Source organism: Baekduia alba (assembly GCF_028416635.1).
Taxonomy (GTDB): Bacteria; Actinomycetota; Thermoleophilia; order Solirubrobacterales; family Solirubrobacteraceae; genus Baekduia; species Baekduia alba.
The window spans coordinates 4,151,809-4,176,401 of record NZ_CP114013.1; the positions used below are offsets into that span (position 1 = coordinate 4,151,809).

Genomic DNA, 24,593 nt, shown 5'->3' on the forward strand with positions numbered 1-24,593 from the left:
CGCAACGACGCCGAATCCGCACGAATCGGCGCCCATCCGCGGCGATATCGCCGAATAAAGGCACTGGTGCCTGAACCGCGCGCCGCCGCTAGGCCATTCTGAACGATCTCTGAAACGAAGAAACCCCGCGACGTGCAGGGCTTCTCGTCAAGGGTGAGCGACGGGACTCGAACCCGCGACCGCCTGGACCACAAACGCAGACTCTATCCGGGTGGAATGTACCATTAGCAGGGCATTCGCGGATCTCGCTGTGGTCGACGCCGGGCTGGCGTTCCCGCGGATTCGGGCCGGTTCCGCACGGTCCAGGCACTCCTCGGATTTGAGTGCCTGAACGATCCGTGCGTCTCGGCAGCACGACGCGACCGCCACTTTCGGCGAGCGCACACCGGGACGATCGACCAACCGGTACCCAACGCCGCAGGCGTCTCAAAGGGTGAATCGTTGCGCAAACCTACACTTAGGCCATGGAGGAGAAGCAAGCCGACATGACGACGATCGAGGGGCTCAGCACAGCCCTCTCCCAGTTGAGAGAACACACTGCGGGGCGGCTTCTCGGGGGGACGCCGGACGGCACGTTCTGTCCGAGCTGCGGTGATACGCGGCGAATGGGTGTCTATGCGCTCTTCCGCGCAGGGCGCGAAGTGACCCGCGTTACCAGCGGAACGGTCGCGGAGGAGAACGACATGTCCATCCCGGGCAACCTCCCGAGCGTCTTCCGTCTCACGTGTGTCCAGTGCCAGGCGGCCATGATCGTCGTGGCCTACGTCAGTCCTGACGGTCCCCAGGTCGTTGCCCTGCCCTCTACGTACGGGGGTCTCAGCACCCCCAACAGCCCGAAAGGCGTCGGCCACTACCTCGACCAGGCCGAACGTGCTCTCGCTGTCGGCGCGTTCACGGCCGCAATGACGATGTACCGAGCGGCCCTCGAACAGATCCTCCTGGACCAGGGCTACAAGGCTCGGATGCTGGGCCCGAAGATCAAGGAGTTGGAGACGGACCCCAACCCGCCGCGTTGGTTCCGAGACCTTGATCCGGGCTTCCTCGACGTGATCCGGAAGCTCGGCAACTTGGCGACCCACGCCGGCGACGGCAACATCGACGAGCAGAAGAAACTCGACAAGACCTTAATCGCAGAAGTGCGGGCGCTGTTCGTCGAACTGTTGGACGACATCTACGAGGCGCCCGCGCGACGCAGAGCGCGGCTCGCCACGCTCCAGCAGGCGAGTACCGGACCGAAACCCTCGCAACCGTCACACGGCGGCACCGCGACCACAAGCAACGCAACCGGTTCCTAGAACTCGGAAGTCGCGATGAGGATGGGAAGGGTGCCGTAAGCCCGCCATCAGTCGCCGCTGGCGCCTACGAGCCCGGCTCAGCTGCGCTCCGCCAGCGCATCGGCAAGCTGCCAGAAGTCGAGCACAGGCATCGGCAGGTCCTCAAGGAATGGCGCGGTGACTTCCGCATCAACAACGATCGATCCACGCACCGTCCACGCATCTGACCAGTCCTGTCCGAGCCAGGCGACCACATCAGCACGGTGTGCCTCCAACCAAGCAACGCGCTCGACGTGCCGATCGATCGCGGCGGGCTTCGAGCCATCCGACTTGAAGGTGCGCTTGAGCTCGCGGGCGATCTCGATCGGTGTCCGGCTGACGGCGAGGTTCTTGACCTCCACCGCGTGGATCACCCGCTCGTGCGGGTCGAGTGCGAGCACGTCGATGTCGCCAAGCGGCTGGTCGCTCGAGCGCGCGATGTGCTTGCCGGCGACTCGATCGACCTGCTCGCGGACGACGAAGCCAGGAACGCTGGCATACAACTTGGCAACCCGCGAGTTGAATTGCGCATCTTCCTTCTGCCGCAAGGCGCCGATAGCCCGCGTCATCTCCGGGGTGGTCACCTTGAGCCGAGCGTGCGAGATGTCATCCACGAGCATCCGCCCCGCAGCATGGACGGCACGGAATCCGTACACCAACTCCTCGCCATCCGACCCGGGTCGTAGGACGAGCGGCCGGCGTAGCAAGGAGAGGCGACGGCCGAACCGCCACGGGTAGACGTCGGCCCCGCTGAACGGATCTGAGGGTGTCAGCAGCGAGTCTCGTGGACCCAGCGAGAAGTGCCCAATCGCCGCACGGAGCTTGCGCTCTTCCCAATCGAACTCCGCTACGAGCCGGTGGACGACCTCATCGACGCCGATCACCGTCACGGGATCGCGGTCGCTCATGTCGACCAAGTCCTGGAACAACTGAAGGATCTCGGTCAGCGACATACCCCACTCGTGGACCGCGGCCGCATCGAGCTTCGCTACTTCGGCGAGCGCTTCATCGCCTGCGTCGTCTTCGTTCCACATCGACGGAAAGTGTCGATGCGCGCGATCGACCTGAGCTTGTCTGAAGCGGTCCATAAACCGGGCGCGCCCGGCATAAAACCGTCCATCGCGTGCAATGCCGAGCCGGCCCGAGGCGAGCATCGACAGCTGCGTGTCGTCAAGGCCCTCACGGATCGCGTCCGACACCCCGCCTCGACCGACGACCTGGGCGGCGAGCGCGACGAGCCGGTCCTGGACCGCCAACGTCATTGGTCGCAATCCCCGAGGCGGGAACGCCGCCACGCACTCGATGACGAACCGCAGCGCCACGCTCGCGTCGGCGTGACGTGCGTATTCGCGCTGTGTGTGCCCGACGATGTCCGTGGTGTCGCCGTAGCAAGCCAAGCGTGTCGGCAGGATGTAGCGGTCGAACGCCCCTTGGCTCATCAACGACTCGTTCGCGACGATGAGCGCCTCGAGCACACCGTCCGGATGGAGTGTCGAGATCAGCGCGGTCAGCTGACCGAGGTGGAACCGGACGGCCTTCCAGAGCACCACCGTCCGGTCCTCGGTGGCAATCAGTCCCACGGCGCGATTCCAGCTGCGACGGAGATACGCGCCAAGCTCGTCCATCGCTTCGGCGTCGTCGCTCTCGCGCAGCGGCAGTCGCTTGCGTGGCAGCTTCTGGGAGTCGAGAGATAGATCGGCGCGCGGTCCGAACATCAAGACCATCTTCTTGAAGCCGAGCGGTGCCATGCGCTCAACGACTTCATCGACGTCCAAGTCGTCGTCGCTGTCCGCAAGAGCGGAGAGCAGCACGCGCACCAACTGCCGCTCCCCTTCGTTGTCCGGCCGGGCGAAGGCAGGGTTCTCGCGTGGATCGAGCGACAGCTGAAGCCACCCGCGCCCGACCTCCTCCACCGAGATCGTGCCGTCCCCGCCCAGCGCCACCGTGATTGCCAAGCGACCACATGTGAGATCACCTGCCAGCTGCCACACCCAGTAGGCAACTGCATCAACGAGTTGGCCGATCAACCGGTCGAGGTCGTGCGCGAGCACCCAGACATGCATGCCGTCGACGTCGACCGCGATGCCGTCGATGTCGGCGGTGATAGGGCGGTACAGCGGCGCGTCGATCTCGTCGAATCGGTGTGCCACTTCGATCAGGCCCCGCCCCGGAGGGCCCGGCACGCCGTGGCGATCGACACGGCGCAGGACGTCCGCCCGCAGCGCTTCCGCCCTACCCTGCGAGGTGATCAGGGTCGGCGGCCTGTCGTCGCCCAGGTAGAACGAGTGCGACTCGCTGCGCCAAAGCGCGAAGGCCTCGAGCGGGTCGGTCGTCATGATCCGGCACTCCAGGCGATCGGAATCCTGGACGTACCGCCAGAGCGCGAGCGGGTCATTGCGCTCCGCGACACTGACGATCTCCAGATCACCCGCGAACAGGCTCACTCGCCGCAGACCGGTCACCGAATGGTCTGCCTGATCGAACCACGCGGCCGAACGGCCAACGCCTGCTAGGACGACGAGGTGAAGCACGTGATTCGGAGAACGCGGGCCTGCGAGTAGCTGCTGGGCAAGGGCAGCGCCGCGTCTGGCGATACGGTCGACGTGCACGGCCGCATGCCACGGCGTGTCGGGCTCCTGTCCGTCGTAGTCCAACAGATCGTCCGCGAGCGTCGTGACGATCGCCGCCGCGTCGTCATCAAACCGCCAGACCTCGTGCCGTACGTGCGTGAGGTCGTCGTCCGCGACGAGGCCCGCATGCGTCCATTCCAAACGCTCTAGGGAACGTTCGATCGACGTCCCATGCGCCTGCATCACACGATCCGACAGGACGTCGAGCCAGCCGGCGCGTGCGGCAAGCATGAGCAGCTGGTGGCGAAGCGTCACCAACAACTGGTCAGCGCCCACCAACACGTACAAGTCGTCGTACTGATACAGAGGTGTCGCCGCCCAGCTGACCGGCGGAAGAGTCTCGGTCACGAGTGGTTGCAGAGCATCGCCGTGAGGAGCGACCACCGCGTCCAGCTCCTCCGCCGTCATGACCAAGCCCGCGGCGATCTCCTCGAACACACGCGACGCGGCATCTCCCCGCCGATCAAGGCCGACCACCGAGCTCACGTGAGCGGCCAACCGCAATACCACCAGCGCGAGCGTCAACGCCTCGACCCGCAGCGCCTCCGGCGGCGGCTCCTTGAACAGGAAGAACGCCATGAGCAGGTGCCGCACGACATGGACGTCCTCGGCAAGCCCGCCCGTCGGAACGACGTAGTCCCCACCGGGAAACGAGATCGCCGCAGCCGCGGGATTACCGCCGTCCCGCGGAAGAACCGCCCGGATCGCATCTCGGAGCACGTGCTCGACCTCGGCGGGCAAACCGTTTGTCACGTCGTCCATCGTGACGCAGCGCTCCGACGGCTCAGCCACGGTTCAGTCTCGGTTGCTGTTCGACGCCTGTGCGCGACCGAAGGCAGCGCATACACGTCGCCCACAACGGGCCCTAGACCCCAAGAGTATGAGGGAGGGGCAGGAAGTCCTCCACGTCGCATCCGCGCGCCGAGACCTAGATCTGGCGGGCCGGCGTAAGGCGGCCTACGTGTCTCGTCGCAGCTCGTCGGCGGTCACGACGGTGATCTCGCTCAGCGCATCGTTGGTGGCCGCCGCCGCGGCCTCGGCGAGGTCCGGACGCAGCAGCAGTTCGGTGCCGCGGATCATGGGTCGCAACGGCGAGTAGTCATAGCTGTAGGGGCGCATCCGCCAGCAGCGCGTGACGGCGCCGACCTCTCCACGCTCATCGATGAGATCCAGCGGCGCGGGAAGCGGCGCAGGCCGTAGGCCGAGGCGTGCCTTCCAGTCGGGCGTCAACGTGAGCAACGAGTCGAAGAGCACAAGGTGGTGTTCTTCACCGTACGCCGCTACGGGACCGGTCGGCGCGGCGTTCAACACCACCGCCGTCACCGCGTCGTGCCAGCGCCACTCCATCAGGACCGTGTCGAACGGGACCTCATCGGGAGGCGGCTTCTCGCCGACCCACAACCCGCTCGCGACGCGTGTGAGGATCCCTGACGAGCGCATCTCGTCGGAGACCTGGATCTCCTCCTCTACCAGCGCGACCCGTGTCCAGCCCTCGTAGGCACCGTCAACCACGCGAACAGGCGGGCCCATCGCAACGCTCCGGTCTGCCGGCAGCGCGACGCCGCCGGGACGCAACGCGCGGCTACGAGCCCGCGCCGCCGCCGCGCCAACGTCAGGCAAGAGCATCGCGTTGAGCTTGTCGCTCATGCCCGGCGGCCAGCGGCCGGAGGCGCCCATGTGGGTGATCAACTCGGGCACGGAGTCGTGAACGGCGATCTCCAAGAGCTCGGCTTCCCAGCGATGCAGCTCCCACGGCGGCATCCATGGCACGGAGCGTGAGAACTGTGTGTCAGCCTGGCGCTTGATGATGCTGTCCGTTCCAGGGGCGTCGCGCAGGTCGCGGTACCGCCCGGCGACGAGGCGCTCGAACGGCCGCCACATGCGCGCCAGCCGCACGATCCGATGGCGTGAGTCCCACATCTGGGACTTCGCGATGTCGGGCTGCGTCACGACGCGCTCGCTGCCCGGCAGCTGCACGACGCTCGCAGGCGCCTCCTCTCCGAGGCGGTCGAGCAGGGCGCCGGCAGACTCCTGAAGGCCGAAGCCCGGCGCGGCGGCTACTCCCGGTAGCCACTCCGCAACGTCACCAAGCTCCTCGGGCTTGGCAGCCAGCTCGAGGATCCGGATGCCGAGGAGTGTGTCCGTGAACGTCGCGTCGACGGACAGCACGGACGTGACGGCCTCGGCCGCCAGCCCGCGATCGTGGCCCAGTAGCTCTGCGATGCCTGCGATCGCCGCTGCCCGGCGCTCGGGATCCGACGAGTGCACGAGGGACCCGAGCAACCTGGCGTAGGCCCGTTCGGTGTCGCTGTCGCTGAGGTCGTCGCCGGGCTCCGCGATCGTGGGCCGCCCCTCGGGGGCGGTGACGGGCAGACGATGCTCGACCACAGCTGCGGCCTGGTCCCAACACGCGAGGGCGCTGCCCGGGTCTCCCGCGACGACCAGCGCCTCGACGATCCGCCGGGTCATACCCATCGTGCCTTGGACTTGAATGTGCCGGCCGAGCTCCGCGACGAGTCGGCCGAGCGCGTCGTTCGTGCCAAGCGCGAAGCCCCTCTCGAGGAGGTCACGGTGTTCAAGACCTCCGAACGGATGCCAACCGTCACCAGCTCCGATCCAGGCCAGGATGTACAGCTGCGCGGCCACGGCCGCATCGGACTCGAACGCGGCGGCGATCCGGGCGAGGATCGCGCCACGCTGGCTGAGGAAGCGCTGCTCGTGGCAGAACGCAACGACGAGGCGGACCACCGCGGCGGCGTCACCGCCGGTGACGGCTCGAAGACGGGTGACAAGCTCGTTGGCGAAGGCGTCGGTGTCGAGGAACTCGTCGTAGGAACCGAAGCGCCCGCGCAAGCGAACGAGGAGCTCTAGCTCAGTGTCGGCACCCTCGAAGAAAGGGCCGCTCGCACCGTCGCCCTTGTGGTCGCTGCCGCTCTCGTAGTTGTGGCTGTCCGACCGTGACCGTCGGTCGGGGACCGCGCCGATCGGCGGTTCGGGCCAGTAACGGTCCGCCGCGAACGCGCGGACCAGCTCGGCGGACTGGTGATCCGCGTGCTCGGTATCGCCGTCGGCTGCCGCGGCCAGTTCGAGGAAGGCCTCGCGGCCGCGCGCGTCATCGACCTCGGCAAGAGCATCGATGGTTGCCAGCCACCCCTTGACCTCCGCGGGCAGGCAGCCGCGCCAGAGGAGATGGCGCAGGAGCGCCGGGACGCCGTCGGGCGCAGCGCGTGCAACGGCGACGAGGCCGCGCTCGTTGTCTCGGTAGCGCACCGGCAGGTCCTCGAGGACGGTGCGGGCGAGGGCGTCCGCCGCAGCGCCGGGACTGTGGGCGGCGAAGGCGCTGAAGCACGCGTACGTGGCATGGTTGGTCTCCTTGCCGTCGCTGTGCCGGTAGGCCCGCTCGCACAGCGGGAACGTCCGCTGGAACCGTGCAGTCACTTCGGTCCGATGCGCTTCGTCGGTGATGGCGTCAAGTGCCTCGACGAGGCCGAACACCGTCACGTCCTTGTGGAAGCCGTAGGCCGCCAGGTATCGGCCCGCGGTAGCTAGGGCTTCATCTGTACGCCCACTCTGCCCGGCGCGGTGCTCGAACAGCCCGACGCGTAGTGCGTACTCGGCATGGAACTCGTAGAACTCCGTGCGGTGAGTGTGTTCCACCGCCTCGCGGACGGGATCGAGCGGGAAGCGGTCGGCGTAGGGTTGGAGCAGCTCGAGCAACTTCCAGAACGTCAGCGGACCGCTCGGGTGGTTCTGGAGCGAAGTGGAGGTGTTGCCGGAGATCGTCAGCAGGAGCTCCAGCGCCCGGGGCCACTCGTCGTCGTTCACCAGCGCGATGGCCCGCCGGAACGTCTCGGCGGTCAACGACCAGATCGGGTACAGGTCGCACGCGCGCGGCGACCCCGCGAACGGCTCGTCGTACCTGGCCAACTCGCCAAGCGCCGCCACGACGTCCGCGCGTCCGTTGATGGCCTCTGCCAGGTCGCAGCAGAACCGCAGCCACGCCGAGTAGAACCCTTCCCCCGCCAGGGCATCGCGCACATCGGCAAGGTCCTCGCCACGTGCCGCCGCTACGAAGACCCAGGAGAGGAACGACTCGACCCGATCGGCGTCGGGCCCTCTGCCGGACATCAGGCCCGAAGGACTCAGGTCAGGAGCCGGAACAGTCAGCTCGTCGGTGGGCAGACCGACATCCAGGAGCCGGCGCATCACCTTCGCGTTGAGGTCGGCGGCGAGCGCCCGACGACCGGCGGCCATCGCCAGGTCGGTCTCGCCGGCCGACACGTACGTCTCGGCGAGGCCAAGCTCGAGCGCAGCTCGAGCCACCGCTGACGCGCCCGGCGCGGCTGCGAGCGCCTCGACGATGCCAGCTGGACCGAGTGTGCCGGCCAACTCAGCCGCGATGCCGTCCACGTAGGCCCGGTCGATCTCGTTGTAGTTCTCGATCCAGGCCGCAAGACGGCCGATCGCGTCGGCACGCTCGAACGTGCGGAGCATCCCTCGTACCTCGTCCAGCGTCTCACGCTGCACTCGCTCGGTGCTCTTCGAGACGTTGTCTGGCGGGCTGCGCATCTCGAGGTACTCGCGCCACGGCGGCGTGGCGCCGGCACGGTCTACGACCGTGCAAAGACGCAGACCCGTCGCTTTCGGCCACGTCGGGCGGCCGTCGTAGAGCAGCCGCTCGGCGAGGCGTTGCGGACCTTCGAGCTCGGCTACGGCCTCCGCCCAGAAGGTCGGATCGCTGAGCTTCTCGTCGAAGGTCGAGATCGCCGCAGACCGCAGCTCGGCGACGCGCGTGAGCGCCGGGAAGTCTTGCCTCTCGGCCGCAACGTCCGCAGCGAGGCGCAGGTTCGCGTCGATCGCGGCCTGCGGTTGCAGCTCGGCGACGCTGTCGGACACGAACTCGGGCCCGACACGGTCTAGGGTTTCGGCCGCGCGCCCGGCCCGGCGCAGCAGCGGTAGGAGATGCCGGAACGCACGCTGGTCTTTGTACAGGCCGCGAGCGTCGAGCCACGCGATCACGGGATCGAGCAGCGGGCCGAGGTTACGGCCGTCCGCGATCAGGTTCTCGGCGATGAAGCGCCGGAAGCTCTCGTGATGGATCCGTAGTCCACCCTGTGTGCCGACGTCGTCGAGGATCGGCCGAAGCGCCGAGACGACGAGCGAGATCCGAGCCGGACCGAACGCGGGGACGATCTTGTCGAGCTCTGCTTCCGTGACGGCGAAGTCGAGGAGCGCGAGGTGCTCGGCGAGGATGCCGCCGTCCGAGGCGTGTTCGGCGGTCGTCACAAGGTGCCGGTAGTACGCCTCCAAGTCACCGTCCGCCGCATCGATCGCAGCGACCGCTTCGCTCGGAGTCTCCGGCATCCCAGCCTGTAGGCGCTCGACCACCTCCCGACCGAGAAATCCGGCCAACAGAGGGTTGCCGGCGGCCTTCTCGTGCACGGCCTCGATTGCATGCTCGTGGTCGTCGGCAAAGCCATACAACTTGAGCGCCCGCAGCGTGCCCTGCCGAGCCAGGAGCGCGGCGGTGTGCCGCAGCTCCAACCGAGGGACGGTCACCTCATGCGCACCTCGTGCGATGAGCGTGTCGAGATGCACGCCCGGCTGAGAGCCCACGATGAGCGTGACCCGGTCGGGCAGTTCGAGAAGACCGAGCTGCGCGGTGAGGTCCTCGGGACTTGCCGCAACGACGCCGGGCGCGGGCTCGATCCGCGCCGCATGGTCCAGTCCATCGACGAGCAGGACGATGCGGTCGGTCAGGCCGGCCTCGGTCATCGCTTCGTCAGCGCGGACGAGCGCGCGCTCCAGCGTCGAGACCCCGGCACCCAGACCTACATCAACTCCATCGAGCCGATCATCATCGAGAAGCTCGGCCGTTAGGTTCGCGATCAGCGCGTCGACGGCCACACGTTGTGCGACCTCGGGATCGCCGGGCGCGAGGAAGCAGTAGTGGCGTGCCACGACGGCACCCTCGGCACGAAGGTCCTGTGCGAGCGCTTCGAGGGCCCAGGACTTGCCGGCGCCCGGCGGCCCCTTGGCGATGATTCGGCGATGGTCATGCCGAGGATCAAGTGCCTCGACCAGCGCGGCCCGAAGCGGCAAGCTGGGGACGTAGCGGCGGCGATCCAGCGGGAACGCCTGCGCGATGCGCCCACGATCGACGCGGAGCCCACACTCCGCAGCGATCGAGTCGAAGTCGAGACGGCGCTGCTTCCGCGTCCGCAACGAGGAGGCGATCTCCAACAGGCGGCTCGCCACGTCGATGGCCTTGGCGCGGTTCGGGTACTGCTCGACGCCTACAACTTCCCGCAACCGCTCGATCAGCACTCGCTCCAGCTCTCCCGGCTGCGCCAGCATCCCGGACATCGGCAACGCGTCCGCCTCAATGAGGAGGTGCCGGCAGAACGACGCGAGCGCTTCACGCGTGAAGTCCTTCGCGAACGTGAACTGCGGCTGGTCGTCGCCCTCGAGCCAGACAGCATCAACGGATATCCGCCAACGCGTTGAGCCAAGGCCCGGCAGCAAGGACGGCGTCTCCTCGTCGCGGACGAACCCTGCCTCAGCAGCCGCCGATGCATCGAGCGTGGTGACGACGCGTAGTTCGGGGAAGGCACCCGTTGTGCCGTGCGACGACTCCGCGGCGATCAGCTTGTCGAGACGGAGGCCGTTGGCATCGCTCTTGAAGAGCGCGAGGGTCAGCGGCTCCCGACCTTCGCGGTGCTTGACCTGGCTTCGGTAGACCGAGCCACTCGCCGAGACCAGTTCAAGGTCGTCGATCGCGTCCTCGGCGAACCGCTTCTCCTCGACCGCGACGGCGCCAGCGCCCTCGGCCAGCACTCGCGCCATTGTCAGCGCGGCGACCAGATCCTGGTACCGGTACCCCGACGCGGCGCCGCGCTGCCGATAGGGGACCCCGTCGACGGTCACTGCTGCGCCGCCTTGCAGATTCCGCCGGTGATCACGCCGCTCGCCACGCCAACAGGGTACGTCGCCGTTTGTGGATTCGCCCGCCCGCCGCTCTAACGACATGGCAACTGCACGCCCGCCTCTGTTGCTTTGGCGATCGGGCTGGACGTCCAATGTCTCGGTCGTGTCAGCGAGACAGATAGCGGCGGGTCGATCGTCGACGAGTCGGAGCTTCCGGCCTTTGGTGAGGCGTGCCACGCAGTCGCCACTGCGCCACTGCGCCGCTGGAGCGGCCGCGCGCTCGTGCGACGGCGACCGGACCCACGGGCTCGGCGACGGTCTGCGTGGGTCGAGGACCAACGCGCCGAGCGCCCGGGACGCAGGCGGCCGCCTGCCGCGCTTGCGGTGGGCTGGACCTCGGGCAGCGATCAACGGTCAGGTAGACGCTGGCCACCGTCGCGCTCTTGTCCGGGTTGAGCCGCGAGAGCGCAACAATCGGAACCGGAAGCAGCACCCGCGCTGGCGCGACAGCAGCGCGAGTCCCGGTCGACGACGGCCGGCGGGAAGCGTTGCTCCCAAGGCTGGAGCTGACCGATCCCCTGCGCTTACCGGCAGGCCATTCGAGATCAGCGACAGGAGCATCCGCCCAAAGGTTCGGGCCGCCTCGTGGGGTAACGTGAGCCTGTGTCAACACGAGCGAGGAAGCGCGACCCGCGGCCTGTGACACGCTCGCGTCGTCACGTTGAGAGGGCTCGATGGATGAGTCGGTCCCACGGGTGAACGACCCTCGGCTTGCGAGCGATGCAGCGCCCCCGTCCCAGCAGTCGGATCCGCTCGCGCCGGTCGCACTGGTGTCGTACGCCCACGGCGACCACGCTGAACGCCACCGACGGATCATGCGCGTCTTCTACCTCAACAAGACGCGTGACATCGGCTTGCAGCTCAGCCCCTCCCAGGTCGCCGACCGGCTTCGCACCGAGTTCGGGTATCCACTCGACGCTGACAGCCTGGCGTCGGCGCTTGACACGCTGAGCAAGAACGGCGCCTTGCGATCCGACCAGGACATTCGTGACGTGCGCTCAGCGCCGGAGTTCCGCCGCAAGAGCATGCTCTACGACATCACCCCGGCCGGTGAGCTCTTCGAGGAATTCCTCATCGCGCTCAACGGACTACGCGACGAGATCGGCGAGCTTGACGCCAGCCGCCTGCTGAGCATTCGCGATGCGCTCGGCCGGATCTCTGTCGTCCTCGCCAGCGACAACGCAGACGGAGACGTGGCGCTGCACGACCTCCTCGACCAGGCGGCCAAGGCGACCGCCGACCTTCGCCAGGGCGCCACGTCCTACATGAGCCGCCTGAACGAGTTCACCGTGTCGTCCACCCACTCCATTGAGGACTTCCAGGCGGCTCGGGACGGCATCGTCTCCTACCTCCAGGGATTCCACCGCGACCTTCGTCGTTACGATGACGCCATCGCCGGACACTTGGCGTCCATCGCCGACTCCGGCCCACAGCGCCTCGCTCAGCGAATCGTCGCGACCCGGACGCTGCCCGCCCCGATGGGTGGGCTGACCGAGGACGACATGCGCAATCGCGCCGTCGCCGAGCAGCTGGCCCGCTGGACGGCAATCGAGCAATGGTTCGGCGCCGCGGAGGCCGCGGACTCGCCCTGGCGTCGCCTGTCGGTCCGCGTGTTCGACGCTGTCGGCACCGTCATCGACATCGCACGGCGGAAGATCGAGCGCGGACACGATCGCCGCGACCGCGCGCACGCTTGGCAGAGCCTGGCGCTGCTCGTGTCCGAGATCCACGACGAAGACGCCCCGCAACGCGCCTTCGCGCAGGCCGTCGGGATGCGCCCGCCCCGGCACCTATCCGGCCTGTTCGGCGACCATGAAGCGCTTGGCCGACCGCAGAACGTGTCGTGGGCGGGCGCGGGTACCGTCCGCGTCGCCGCTCACCTGCGCGTACCGGGCGCGCGGCGCCCCGGCGCCGGCCGGCCCGCGTCGATCCCGGTCAACCGCGACCTAGCTGCGCGTATGCGCGCTCAGGCCGCACGGCAGGCCGAGTTGCGGGCTCGCCTCCACGCCGCGATCACCAGCGCCAATGGCCCGCTGCAGATCAGCGCCCTGCACCAGCTGGACCCGGTCGAGCTGGCCGATCTGCTCGGGTGGGTCTCCCGCGCGTTCGCGACCGAGCGTACGCGCGACGGATCGCGTCAGGCGACCAGCCCTGACGGGCGATTGACGTTGCGATTGATTCTGCCGCCTGACAACACCCGCACCCGCCTGCACGCCGATCACGGCACCCTGGACCTCCCCGACTACCGGATTGAGGTGGTCCACTGAGCGTCGCCGAGCAGATCGCCGCCGAGGAGCGCCAGACGGCCGCGCGGGCGCTGCTGGCCGGGCATCTTGTCGACGACCGCGAGACCATGGCGCTCATCCGCCGCCACCGCGAATGGCTGCAGCGCACCTTTGCTGAGCAACTCGGCTACGAACTGCGCATGGTCGACTCTTCCTGCGCGCGCTTGATCAAGCGCTTTGACCTCGTCGACGCGCGGCCCTTGGCCCGGGCGGCCCGGTCCAAGACGGAGCAGCAGCGGCCGGTGGACGAACGGTCCCTGCTCAACCAGCGGACCATCGGCCTGCTGTGCCTGTGCTGCGCAGTGCTGGAGACCACCCAGTCTGATCAGCTGCCGCTCGGCGAGCTCGCCGAGCAGATCCAGCGTGAAGCACGCGAGCTCGATCTTCCCGACCTGGACTGGACGCACACTCCGACTCGCGACGCGCTCGCCGACGCGGTCGGCTGGCTCGTCGATCTCGGCGTGCTGGCCCACCGCGCCGGCCAGGCCGGCCGGATGCACACCGATGCCACGGGGGAGGAGGCCTTCTACGACATCGTCCGTGCACGCCTGCCGCTGCTGCTGGCCGACCCATCCACGACTGCCGCGGCCGAGCACTTGCACCTGCTCGTCGCCGAGCCGGTCCACCCGCCCACCGAGGCCGGTCGGCGCGCGGCACTTCGCCACCACATCGTCCGCCGCCTTGTGGAGGACCCCGTCGTCTACCGCCGTGACCAGCATGGTGTCAGCACCCGCTGGCATGTCAGCTCCGAGGAGGATGAGGCGTGGGCCGAGCGCCGCCAGGCGTTCGAGCGGGCGGGGGTGGCCCTGACCGGCCTTGATCGCGAGGCGCGTCTAGAGGGCACCGCGCTTATCGCTTCGGGGCGCGAGCACACCGACCGGCCGTTCCCGACCGACGCGAACATCAAGCAGCTGGCCTTGCTGCTCATCCCCGAGTTGTGTGCCGCGGCGCTCGGCGACGAACCGGTCCGTCGGTCGCTGCCCGCCGGTTCCCCGCAGATCGACCGCGACATCGCTCTGGATGCGGCAGCCCGACTGATGGCCGAGCACCATGGCTTCTGGAAGGCGTGGGAGCCCGACGACTCGGTCAGCGTCACCGAGCAGACCACACGTGCCCTCGGCATCCTCGCGGAAGTCGGCCTGGTCGATGTGCGCGGCGACCAGATCCGCGTGCTGCCCGCCGCTCACCGCTACGCGGCCGCCACCGCCGCCGTCCCGCAGCTGTCGTTGGACATCGCCGACGCATGAACGACGAACGCTTCGCTCCCACCCGTGCCGGCATCATCGGCCTCTACCAGTACGCCGACCAAGTCTTCTGCTTTGAGGAAGGCCGGCTGGCACTGCGCGGGCGCAACACGTCCGGGAAGAGCAAGGTGCTCGAGCTCGTCTTGCCGTTCGTGCTGGACGGCGATATCTCCCCGCGAAAGCTCGACCCGTTCGCCAAGGACTCTCGGGATATGCACTGGAACTTGATCGGCGCCACCGACAAGTTCCCCGATGCTCGCCGCGACCAGCGCTTCGGATACGTCTGGCTGGAATTTCATCACCCGCTGCAGGGCGCCTGGCTGACCGCCATCATCGGCATGAAGGCGAACCGCGCCAATCCGAAGGAAGTCGCCCGCGCCTATTGGGTGACCCACCAGCGCATCGGCATCGAACTTGTCCTGTGCGAGCACGCCGCCGACCGGGCCACTCCGGTCGGGTTGGACACCGCCGCTGAACGCGTCGAAGCTGCCGGTGGCTCGCGGGCACGCAACCAGACCGAGTACAAACAGCTGCTGCGTGAGCGGCTGATCGGCTTCGAGTCGGCCGAGATGTACGAGGAGATGCTCCGCCTCATCCGCCAGCTTCGCCAGCCCAAGCTGTCCAAGGAGCTCAAGGCCGACACGGTCTCGGAGATGCTCAACGGCACCCTGCCCGGGGTCGACGCAGGCCAGGTGCGACGGATGAGCGACAACCTCGAGCGCCTTGAGGAGCTGCGTCGTCGCCGCCAGGGCCTGCAGGCCGCCAAGCGCCTGGCCGCCGGCCTGGACGAACAGGCCTACCGCGCGTACGCCCGCGCCGCGGTCAGCCACCGCGCAGGTCTGCTCCGCGACGCCGAGCAGGCGTTTGAGACTGCGTCGACCGCCCTGACCCGCCACGAGAGCGCCGTGGTGGAAGCCCAAGAGGTCGCTGACGATGCCGAGCACGGACTGCGCGACGCCGAGCAGGCCCACCTTCTGGTGCAGAGCCGCTACGAGAAGTTGATCAGCTCCCCCGAGGTCCGGGCGGCCAGCGAGATCGTCACCTTGCGTGCCAACGTCGGCGATGCCACCAGCCAGCGCGACGACGCCGACCTCGACGCCGAACATGCCGAGCAGGCCCGCAGGCGCGCCGCCGCCGACCTAGCGGACGCCGAACGATCTGCGGCAGCGAGTGCGGAAGCGCTCCGGGTGATCGACGGCAAGCTCACCAACGCCTGCACGGAGGCGGGGTTGCCCTCCGAAGACCTCGCGCTGTTGCGCGGGGCGGTCAACCAGCGTCAGGCCCACGTGGCCCGACAGCACACGCTGCTCGGGACTCTGGAAACGGCGCGGCGCACCCTGGAGGAGCGCCGCGAGGCCGAGGAGGCCGCGACGAGCCGGAACGCCGAGATGGTCGGGGCCACCGAGAAGGCGCAGGCTGAACTGGAGCAGGCGCGGGAAGACCTACGCAACGCGACGGCGGCGTGGCTTGAGAGCTTGCAGGTGCTCCACGCCGACGCCGACGAGGCCGACCTGCTCGTCGCCGAGCCCGACACGCAGCGCACTCTGGTCGACGGTTGGTGGCGGCGTGCCGCCAACGACATCGCCCGTGATCGCGCCCGGCTTGAGGTGCGCCGTAGGGAGATCGCCGACGCCGACCAGGCGGCCATTCAGGAGATCGCGCGGTTGCAGGCCGACGTCGACGCAGAACCCGATGTCCGCCAGGTCGGTCGCGCTGACCGCGTCGGGCGCCCCGGCGCTCCTTTCTGGCGCCTGGTCGACTTCGCCGACGGCCTGCCCGATGACCAGCGCGCCAGCCTGGAAGCGGCACTGGCCGAAGCTGGGCTGTTAGACGCGTGGGTGCACCCGGACGGTCACATCGCCGAGCAGGACCTGACCCTGGTCGCCGCGGCCGCCGTAGACGGCCCGTCTCTGGCCGACCTGCTCGTCGGGGACACCGCCGCGGACGAGGTCGACCCCGAGACGGTCGGCGCGCTGTTGGCCGCCGTCGCTCTCGACGGGCCCTTGTCCGTCGCACCCGGACGGCTGCGCGCCGGGGTCCTGCATGGCCGCGCGACCAAGCCACAGGCCGAGTTCATCGGGGCGGCTGCCCGTCGGGCTCGCCGTGAACGCCGCCTGGCCGAGCTAACCGCAGAACGGGCACGGCTTGCCCTTGAGCGGGTCGCCGTCGACCAAGCCGACGCTGAACAGCAGGCCCGCGCCGACACCGCGGACGCGGAACTTGCGGCGCTGCCGCCGCTGGCGGATCTGACCCGGGCTGACCGGGCCTACACGCGCGCGTCGCAGGCCGCAGATCTCGCTGAGCGCGCCGTGCAGACCGCCGTCGGCCGCCGCAAGGAAGCTGAGGACGCCGCCGACGCCGCCCAACAGCGCAACGACAAGCACGCCGAGGAGTTCGGGCTACCGCCGCGACGCGGCGCACTGCGAGCGGTCGAGGCGGCCTTGGAGAGCATCCGTGAGCTGCTGTCCAAGCGCGAGGCCGAGACGGCCCGGGCCGAGGAGCGCGCCAAGGCAGTCAGCAGCGCGACGGACGCGCTCGCCGACCACGCTGGGTTGGCTTTGCGCGCCAGCGGCCGGGCCAACCAGGCGGCAGCCTCGCTCGCCGAAGCCCAGGGTGCCCTACAGGCCACCGAGATGAGCCTGGGCCGATCTGCCGAGGAGATCCAGGAGCAGGTCGTCGCCGAACGTGAGGAGGTCGTTCGCACCAACCGCGAGACCAAGGCCGCCGGCGAGCAGCACACCGAAGCCCGCGCTGCGCTGCGCGGTCTGACCGCGCAGCGCAGCGAACTGGTGTCTCGCCGCGACGGAGCCGAGCAGACGCGCGCTCGCGCGGTCGACGGGATCAGCGCTCTCGGCACGCTCGGCATGTTCACCGCCGCCAGCGACACCGGCAGCTCGCTCATTGAGGACGAGGGCGAGGCAGGAGCGTGGACGCTCACCCAGACCCTGGATCGCATCCGGTCACTGCCCCCAGCGTTTGCCGCCGCGGTAGACACCAAACGGCTCGAGCGTTTGGCAAACGATGTCTCCTCCCGGGTCGATGACCTGGCCTTGGAACTCAACCGGCATGACATGCAGGCGAGCATCCGCCATCAGCACGGCCTGCTCGTCTGCGAGGTCTCCTGGATGGGCGCGCCCCGCACGCTGCGTTCGCTCATCCTCGGGGTCGACGCCGAGCTGGCACGGCAAACTGAGCTGCTCAACGAGGAGACCAGCCGGGTCCTCGGCGAGAGCGTGCTTTCCGAGCTCGCCGAGCATCTGCGTGGCAAGATCGGCCAGGTTCGCCGGACTCTGGCCGGACGTAATCAGGCGCTTGCGAAGTGCCCGACGGGCGGTGGGAAGACCCTCGAGCTTGAATGGGTCGTCGGCTCGCTGGATGACCGCGACGCCGCCGCAGTCAAGTTGCTGGCCGGCAAGTCGGTCGGAGCGATGCCCGACGCTGACCGTGAGCAGGTCTTTGCCTTCGTCCAGCGTCGGCTGCAACAGGCCTCCGAGACTGCGGAGGACGGCGCCGGCGACGACCGCCACGCCGGCGTCGCCGAGGCCTTGGACTATCGGCGCTGGTTCACCTTTGTGCTGTATGTCCGTGAGCTGGACGACACGCGTGAGCGCCTCACCGGCCGCAAGCACGGCGAGGGCTCCGGCGGTGAGCAGTCCACGTTGATGAACATGGCATTGTTCGCCTCGGCGGCCGCGATGTACGACCTCGTGCCGCAGGCACCGCGGCTGATCGCGCTGGACGAGGCGATGGACGGCATCGACGAAGGCGTGCGCCGCAACGTCCTCGGTGCGCTCGTCGATCTTGAGCTGGACTTCGTCGCCACCTCATTTGACCTCGACCCGTGCGTACAGGAGGTGCCTGCGGTCGGTTTCTACGAACTGCACCGCGAGAACGGGGCCTGGGGAGTGTTCGCTCAGCACTTCGTCTGGCGCGGCGGCGTTAAGGTCGAGATCGTCGACGAGCAGGACTTCGCCGCCCCATGAGCAGTCCGACGGACCCATACCTCATGCAGCCAGGCTTCGCACGCGTCTGGCCAGCCGCCCGCGAGCGAGCCGAGGACAACGGCCGCATCACCGGTCGCCTGACTCTCCCCGGCGTCACCGCGACCGAGCTCGACGCACTCGGCGGCCTGCTCGGCCGGGTACTCAACCGCTCAGACGATGGGAGTCTCCGAGTAGGTCTGGATCAGCTCGACCGAGCCTTGCGCGCTTCACGCCTGCAGATCCGGTTGCAGGAGGTCCTGGAGGGGATGGGCGGGCCGCTCCGCGACAAGCCCGCCGAGCGGGCCGCTGCTCGTACCACCCTCGCGAGCTCATGGCAGATCATCTCCAGACACCGCACGTTGTCGGTGCATCCGGAATTAACGGGCTGGCTTGACCGTGTCCGCTCAACCGGTCTGCACACGCGCGCAGCACGCGGAGGCGATCCGTTCGCGTTGCTCGCCGCTTGTCTGAACGTGCTCGCGGCGCTGCCGACCGAGCCAGCTGAGGGCCTAGCGGCCTTCGCGGCCCGCACCTGCCCCGGCGGGGACACCCATGCGCTCGATCGTGGGCGGCCGATGGACGTGTTGTGCCTGTCCGCCCTCACCCACCTCAGCGACCAGCCGACACCGCGGTCGGCTGGCGCGCGGCGGGAGCAATGGTCGGCCTGGGGCGTCATCTGTGACGAGCTGTCGGTGACCGTGCTCACCGTAGGCCTCAGCGTCGCAGGTGACGGGTACGTGGAGCGGTGCCTGGCCGCAGCCGCTGCTGTTGGCGAACCCCGCCGGCTGACGCTGCGTGAGTTGCGCGGCGTCAGCCAGTTAGATGTCGGGCCTGAGGTGTTCGTCTGCGAGAACCCTGAGGTGGTGGCTGCGGCCGCCACCGCACTCGGGTCGGCCTGCCCTCCGCTGGTCTGTACCGAAGGCCAGCCGTCGGTGGCCTGCTTGCGCCTGCTCAGCGCGGTGACGGCAACTGGCTCGACGCTACGGGTGCGCTGTGACCTCGACCCTGCAGGCCTGGTCATCGCATCGGGCTTGGCGGCCCGTCTCCCCTGTCGCCCTTGGCGTATGGACGCCGCAGCCTACGGGCTGACCGACGACGGCCTGCCCTGGGAAGGGCCCGCGCCGAACGACGCCGCCCTTGCGGCCGCAGTCGCCGCGAGGGGTCACGTACAACTTGAGGAGCAGCCGGAGATCCTTGCGGCTCTGCTGGCCGACCTGCGCCGGTCCGCGGTTCGTCCCTGGCCATCTGCAACTGCGCTGGGACACCTCACTGATGGGCCATAGCCCGCAGTCGAATGATCGGCACGATCGTTCAACGAGCCCCGATATCGGCGAGGTCGATCGTCGAGGAGGCGGAGCTTCCGGCTCTTGGTGAGACGTGCCATGCAGTTGGCTACGGCTCCGGTGGAGCGGCCGAGGGCTCGTGCGACTGCAACGGGGCCTACCGGCTCGGCGACGGTCTGCATGTGGTTGAGGACCAGTGCGTCGAGCTGCCCGGCCGTGTCAGCGGCGCGGGGGGCGCTATTCACCGGCACCACCTCATGGCAGACCCGGCGCGGCGGCGACGCTAGCTCCGGCGCCGAGAAAGGTGAAGCGAACGGCAATCGCACCGAGTGCCCATCTGCGCCGCCGGCAACACCACGAATCCCCGCGAATCGCCGCCCATAGACGGCGATATCGCCGAATAAAGGCACTGGTGCCTGAACCGGCGTTCGCCCGGCGTCGATGCTCACGAGGCCCAGCAACGCAGAAACCCCGCCACGTGCGGGGCTTCTCGACCAGGGTGAGCGACGGGACTCGAACCCGCGACCGCCTGGACCACAACCAGGAGCTCTACCAACTGAGCTACGCCCACCAGGTCAGAGGGCAGTGTAGACGAAGGGGATCGGGGGAACGGCCCTGGGGAACTCGATCGCCACCGAGGAGGAGCCCGTACCGTCATGGCCACTGAGCCGACTGCCCGCGAAGCCAAGCTGATCCAGTACCTCAACGAGGCCTACGGGAAGGAGAAGGAGCTCGAGACGGCGCTGAAGGCGCACATCTCGATGACCTCCCGCGACGCGTACAAGAAGCGGCTGCGCGAGCACCTCAAGGAGACGTCGGCGCAGGCCAAGGGGCTCGAGCGCCGGATCAAGCAGCTCGGCGGCAAGGCGGAGGCGGTCTCGCTCCCCGGTCCGGAGGCGGCGTCGACCGCCGCGGCCAAGGCGACCGCCGTCGCGAAGAAGGGCGTCGCGCTCGCGCAGGGTCCGCTGCACGCGATCCGCGGGACCGGCGAGGCCGAGAAGCTGCTCAAGAACGCCAAGACCGAGCTGTTCAACGAGTTCGAGGAGATCGCCAACTACCTCGCGATCGAAGAGCTCGCCAACGCCCTGTACGACCGGGACACCGCCAAGCTCGCCAAGGAGTTCCGCCGCCAGGAGGAGCGCATGGCCGGCTTCCTCCAGCGGCTGATCCCGCAGCTCGCCAGGCAGGTCGTGCGCGAGGACATCCCCGCCAAGGACCGCAAGCCGGCGCCGGCCGCCCCGGCGCGCACCCGGCCGGCCGCCGCGGCGACCACCGCGACCGCCGCCAAGCCCCGCGCCGCGACGGCGAAGCCGAAGCCGAAGCGCAAGCCCGCCGCCAAGAAGACCACCGCCACGCGCACCCGCAGCACCGCCGCGGCGCGCGCCAAGAAGGCCTAGGCCCCACGCCCGCGCCCGTCCCGCGCGGCTCCCGATCGGAGCCGCGCGGGCCGCGCCGCGCAGCGCCCCGCCGCGCAGCGCCGCGCCTCAGGCCCCGAGCAGCTCCACCAGCTCGCCCGGCTCCCGCGCCAGCGCCACCGCGCCGGCCTCGCGCAGCTCCTGCTCGCCGCCGATCCCCCACAGCACGCCGATGCACGGCAGCTCGTGGGCCCGCGCGCCCAGAACGTCGAACTTGCGGTCCCCCACCATGACCGCCCTCCGCGCGCCCGCCAGCCCGTCCAGCGCCCGCGCGATCGTCAGCGACTTCGCCTCGTCGCGCGCCTGCAGCGACGGGCCGTGCACGGCGCCGAAGTACGACCGCAGCCCGAGCTGCTCCAGCAGCGCCTCGGCCAGGACCTGGGACTTGGACGTCGCGACGACCATCGGGATCGTCCCGGCCAGCTCGTCCAGCGCCTCCGGGATCCCGGCGAAGACGGCGCTCTCGGCCGTCATCGTCGCCCGGTAGCGCGCGCGGTAGCTCATGACCAACGCGTCGACCTGCCCCTCGTCGGCGGCGCCGAGCGTCGCGAACGTCCGATGCAGCGGCGGCCCGAGGTGCGCGTGGAGCTCGTGATCCTCCCGCTCCGGCAGCCCGTGCGCGACCAGCGCGGCGTTGATCGAGCGCGCGAACGCGGTCCGGGAGTCGACGAGCACCCCGTCGAGGTCGAACAGCACGGCGTCGGCGTTGAGCGAGTCCATCAACTACTTCCTCGGGGCGTAGCGGCGCAGCTCGGGAGCGGCGCCTTCGGGGGCGGTGAAGAACGAACGGCCGTCGGCGGCGAGCGCGAGCGCCTCGCCCTGGCCCTCGCGGCCGAGCGCGACCTGGCCGGTGCAGCGGTCGCCGTCGACGATCGTGCGTGCGAGCGAGACGCCTGGGCGCCGCTTCCACACCGACAGCGCGGTGTAGGTCCGGACCGCGACGATGCGCCCGTCGGTGCTGACGTCGCCCGCGGTGGCCAGGCCGCCGAGGCCCAGCTCGATCGTCCCGACGCGGCGCAGCGTCTGCGTCGTCGCGCCGCGCACGCTCGCGGCGTACACGCCGGACCGACCGCTGAACGCCTTGGTGACGATCACGATCTCGCCCGTGCGCGGGTCGGCGATCAGCGTCTCGGCGTTCTGCGCGCCGTCGGGGTAGGTGAGCGTGTAGCGCGTGGCGGGCGCGGTGGCGCTCGGCTTCGCGGCCAGCTTCGGCTCCGGGACGCGGTAGACGCTGACGTCCGCCCGCTCGGCGTCGTTGTCGCCGATGTCGCCCAGGAGCAGGTCGCCGCCGGGCCCGATCGCGATGTCCTCCCAGTCGGTCGCCTCGGCGCCGGGGACGTCGAGCGAAGCGATCAGCGAGCCGTCGGTCCGCAGCGCGAAGACGCGCGCGCGGTCGCCGGAGTCGTTGTGCGCCCACAGGACGCCGGGCTGCGTGGCGCTGCGCGCCAGGCCCGAGAGCTCGGTGGCCTCCGGCGCGTCGACGCGCCCGGCGACGCGGGCGCGCAGCGGACCGCACAGGACCGGCACCGCCGGCGCGGGCTTCGCCGCCGCAGGGCGCGTCGCCGTCGTCGTGGTCGCGGGCGCGTCCCCGCCACCGCAGGCCGCCACCGCGACGGTGGCGCCCACGACCAGCGCGGCGAGCTGCGGAGCGCGGAGGGACGGCATGCGCAGCCGGCACCCTACCCGGCGCGTCCGCGCTCGGCACGGCGCCGCCCCGGCGCTACCTGCCGCGCTTGACCGTGAAGCGCTTCGGGGCCAGCACGCGGGCGTTGCCGGCCTGGTCGGTGACGGTCGTGACGAGCTTGACCTTCACCGCCTTGCGCGCCTTGACGTGGGACCTGCCCTGCCTGGACAGCTTGAGCTTGACCGTGACCTTGCCGGCCTGGCCGACGACCGCGCGGCCGCGGCCCAGGACCGTCGCCTTCGCGGCCTTGGCGCCGTCGTCGAGGTACAGCGTCTGGGTGACGGTCCCCGGCTCGGTGATCGTCACCGCGTCGGAGAACGTGCCGGCCACCAGCGCCCGCCACGCGGTGGCGAGCCGCAGCTTGAGCAGCGCCGCGACCGGCGCCACGAGGTCCTTGGCCGGCGCGGGCGCGGGCACCACCGCGGGCGCGGGCGCGGGCGCGGGAGCGGGAGCCGCGGCGGGCGCCGGCGCCGGGTCGGCCGGCGGGCAGTCCCCCACCGGCCGCGTCACGTCGGAGAACACCGAGAACCCCGTGCCCACCGCGTCGATCGGCCGGGTCTGCGATGCCGTGACCGTCCACGCGCTCGACAGCGCCTTGGCGAACGTCCCGGCGAACGTCGTCCCCGGCCCGCTCAGCTTCACCGCCGCCAGCGCCTCGTTGCGCGGGTCGTGCGCGCCGTAGCTCAGCGCGGCCGTCACGCTGACGGCCGCGGCGTCGTCGCGGACGCCCGAGAACGTCGCCGCCGCGCCGCACACGCCGGCGTCGAAGCCCGGCGCGCCGGTGTAGGTCGCCGAATGGCTCTCGTTCGCGTCGAGGTCGGTGAGGACGAGCTGGTCGCCGGCCTGCATCGTGAACGGCGCGAGCTGGACGTAGCCGACGCCGGTGCCGGTCGCGGCCGTCGCGCCGCCCCGCAGCACGTCGAGCTGGAAGGTGTCGGCCACCGAGCTGACGCCGACGACCGCGTAGCCCTCGACATGCCCCGTCACGGCGCCCGCGGCGTCCACCGCCGTCGACGTCGACACGTACATCTTCGCGGACGCCGGCCCGGCGGCCACGGCGACCAGCCAGCACAGCGACACGACGACCACGGCACACGCGCGCGCGAACATGCCCCAGAGGTCGGCAGCCACCCCGCCGACGTTGAGCCCCACGCGTCAACGGCCTGACCGGCAACCGCCGTTGCACGCCGTCCGCGGCGCCTCGTAGCGTCGTCCGCCGCCATGCTCCGCGAGGCCAACAACGCCGCCTGGGCCCGCCACGGCCGCTGGCCGTTCAGGCGCCACGTCTTCACCGCCGGGCGCCTCGTCGCGGCCCGCGGGCTGCGCGCCGCCGAGCACCGGGCGCTCGAAGACGATCAGCGCAGCCAGGCCGTCGCCGTCCTCCAGGCGCCCAACGGCCGCACCTACTGGTGGTGCATGGACCGCTTCTTCTGGGAGGACGACGGCCTCTCGGCCCACGACGTCCTCGCGCTCGTCCACGAGCGCCACGTGCGCGCGCGCCGCCGCCTGGCCCGGGCGCACGCGACGCTCGCCCACGAGCACGACGCCCGCGACGAGCACCGCCGCGAGCCCATCCCCCGCGACGTCCGCCGCGCCGTCTGGGAGCGCGACGGCGGCGCCTGCGTCGACTGCGGCGAGGCCTTCGAGCTGCAGTTCGACCACGTCATCCCGATCGCTTTGGGCGGGGCCGACACCATCGAGAACCTCCAGGTCCTCTGCGGCCCGTGCAACCGCGCCAAGGGCGCGCACATCGGTTGAGCGGCGACGCC

At 69.8% G+C, this 24,593-nt stretch carries 12 protein-coding genes and 1 tRNA gene; 7 read left to right on the plus strand and 6 right to left on the minus strand.

Annotated features, from left to right (window positions below):
• The first annotated feature begins 464 nt into the window (after positions 1–464).
• Complete coding sequence (locus DSM104299_RS20810; protein ID WP_272473576.1) at positions 465–1,295, plus strand: DUF4145 domain-containing protein; 831 nt, start codon at positions 465–467, stop codon at positions 1,293–1,295.
• Positions 1,296–1,372: 77 nt separating this feature from the next.
• On the opposite strand, the gene DSM104299_RS20815 is transcribed toward DSM104299_RS20810, so the two are convergent.
• Both DSM104299_RS20815 and DSM104299_RS20820 read right to left on the minus strand, forming a co-directional pair.
• Positions 1,373–4,735 (minus strand): hypothetical protein, encoded by a 3,363-nt coding sequence (locus DSM104299_RS20815; RefSeq protein ID WP_272473577.1) that lies wholly within the window; start codon positions 4,733–4,735, stop codon positions 1,373–1,375.
• Positions 4,736–4,900: 165 nt separating this feature from the next.
• Positions 4,901–10,870, minus strand: a complete 5,970-nt coding sequence (locus tag DSM104299_RS20820) for an ATP-binding protein (RefSeq protein ID WP_272473578.1) — start codon at positions 10,868–10,870, stop codon at positions 4,901–4,903.
• A 734-nt stretch (positions 10,871–11,604) separates the two neighbouring features.
• Between DSM104299_RS20820 and DSM104299_RS20825 the strand changes: the two genes are divergently transcribed.
• From DSM104299_RS20825 to DSM104299_RS20840, 4 genes are read left to right on the plus strand one after another with little or no spacing between them, the layout of a single operon-like run.
• Positions 11,605–13,197 (plus strand): TIGR02677 family protein, encoded by a 1,593-nt coding sequence (locus DSM104299_RS20825; protein WP_272473579.1) that lies wholly within the window; start codon positions 11,605–11,607, stop codon positions 13,195–13,197.
• Between the two features lie 50 nt (positions 13,198–13,247).
• The gene (locus DSM104299_RS20830) at positions 13,248–14,462 is read left to right on the plus strand and encodes a TIGR02678 family protein (RefSeq protein WP_272478107.1); all 1,215 of its coding nucleotides are present in this window, start codon (positions 13,248–13,250) and stop codon (positions 14,460–14,462) included.
• Complete coding sequence (locus DSM104299_RS20835) at positions 14,459–18,442, plus strand: SbcC/MukB-like Walker B domain-containing protein (RefSeq protein WP_272473580.1); 3,984 nt, start codon at positions 14,459–14,461, stop codon at positions 18,440–18,442. Before DSM104299_RS20830 ends, DSM104299_RS20835 begins: the two co-directional genes overlap by 4 nt.
• Complete coding sequence (locus DSM104299_RS20840; protein ID WP_272473581.1) at positions 18,439–19,725, plus strand: TIGR02679 family protein; 1,287 nt, start codon at positions 18,439–18,441, stop codon at positions 19,723–19,725. The genes DSM104299_RS20835 and DSM104299_RS20840 overlap by 4 nt, the downstream gene beginning before the upstream one ends.
• 498 nt (positions 19,726–20,223) lie before the next feature.
• Here the strand turns inward: DSM104299_RS20840 and DSM104299_RS20845 are convergent.
• Positions 20,224–20,296, minus strand: a tRNA-His gene (locus DSM104299_RS20845).
• Between the two features lie 85 nt (positions 20,297–20,381).
• Between DSM104299_RS20845 and DSM104299_RS20850 the strand changes: the two genes are divergently transcribed.
• Complete coding sequence (locus DSM104299_RS20850) at positions 20,382–21,122, plus strand: DUF892 family protein (protein ID WP_272473582.1); 741 nt, start codon at positions 20,382–20,384, stop codon at positions 21,120–21,122.
• Between the two features lie 87 nt (positions 21,123–21,209).
• On the opposite strand, the gene DSM104299_RS20855 is transcribed toward DSM104299_RS20850, so the two are convergent.
• Genes DSM104299_RS20855 through DSM104299_RS20865 form a run of 3 tightly spaced genes read right to left on the minus strand, consistent with a single transcriptional unit; the run spans position 21,210 to position 23,955 of the window.
• Entirely contained in the window at positions 21,210–21,860 is a 651-nt protein-coding gene (locus tag DSM104299_RS20855) for an HAD hydrolase-like protein (protein ID WP_272473583.1), read from the minus strand.
• 3 nt (positions 21,861–21,863) lie between these two features.
• Positions 21,864–22,805 carry a hypothetical protein gene (locus DSM104299_RS20860; RefSeq protein WP_272473584.1) on the minus strand — a complete coding sequence of 314 codons (942 nt, stop codon included), beginning with the start codon at positions 22,803–22,805 and terminating at the stop codon, positions 21,864–21,866.
• A 55-nt stretch (positions 22,806–22,860) separates the two neighbouring features.
• A complete protein-coding gene (locus DSM104299_RS20865; RefSeq protein ID WP_272473585.1) occupies positions 22,861–23,955 on the minus strand; it encodes a hypothetical protein in 1,095 nt (364 codons plus the stop codon).
• Between the two features lie 90 nt (positions 23,956–24,045).
• Here DSM104299_RS20865 and DSM104299_RS20870 point away from each other — a divergent pair, with 90 nt between their 5' ends.
• Entirely contained in the window at positions 24,046–24,582 is a 537-nt protein-coding gene (locus DSM104299_RS20870) for an HNH endonuclease (RefSeq protein ID WP_272473586.1), read from the plus strand.
• The last annotated feature ends 11 nt before the right edge of the window (positions 24,583–24,593 follow it).

Excerpts from the sequence above, each read along its gene's own strand:
- DSM104299_RS20810 (WP_272473576.1), top strand. The coding sequence starts at position 465 with ATGGAGGAGAAGCAAGCCGACATGACGACGATCGAGGGGCTCAGCACA.
- DSM104299_RS20825 (WP_272473579.1), top strand. The coding sequence starts at position 11,605 with ATGGATGAGTCGGTCCCACGGGTGAACGACCCTCGGCTTGCGAGCGAT.
- DSM104299_RS20835 (WP_272473580.1), top strand. The coding sequence starts at position 14,459 with ATGAACGACGAACGCTTCGCTCCCACCCGTGCCGGCATCATCGGCCTC.
- DSM104299_RS20840 (WP_272473581.1), top strand. The coding sequence starts at position 18,439 with ATGAGCAGTCCGACGGACCCATACCTCATGCAGCCAGGCTTCGCACGC.
- DSM104299_RS20850 (WP_272473582.1), top strand. The coding sequence starts at position 20,382 with ATGGCCACTGAGCCGACTGCCCGCGAAGCCAAGCTGATCCAGTACCTC.
- DSM104299_RS20855 (WP_272473583.1), bottom strand. The coding sequence starts at position 21,860 with ATGGACTCGCTCAACGCCGACGCCGTGCTGTTCGACCTCGACGGGGTG.
- DSM104299_RS20860 (WP_272473584.1), bottom strand. The coding sequence starts at position 22,805 with ATGCCGTCCCTCCGCGCTCCGCAGCTCGCCGCGCTGGTCGTGGGCGCC.
- DSM104299_RS20870 (WP_272473586.1), top strand. The coding sequence starts at position 24,046 with ATGCTCCGCGAGGCCAACAACGCCGCCTGGGCCCGCCACGGCCGCTGG.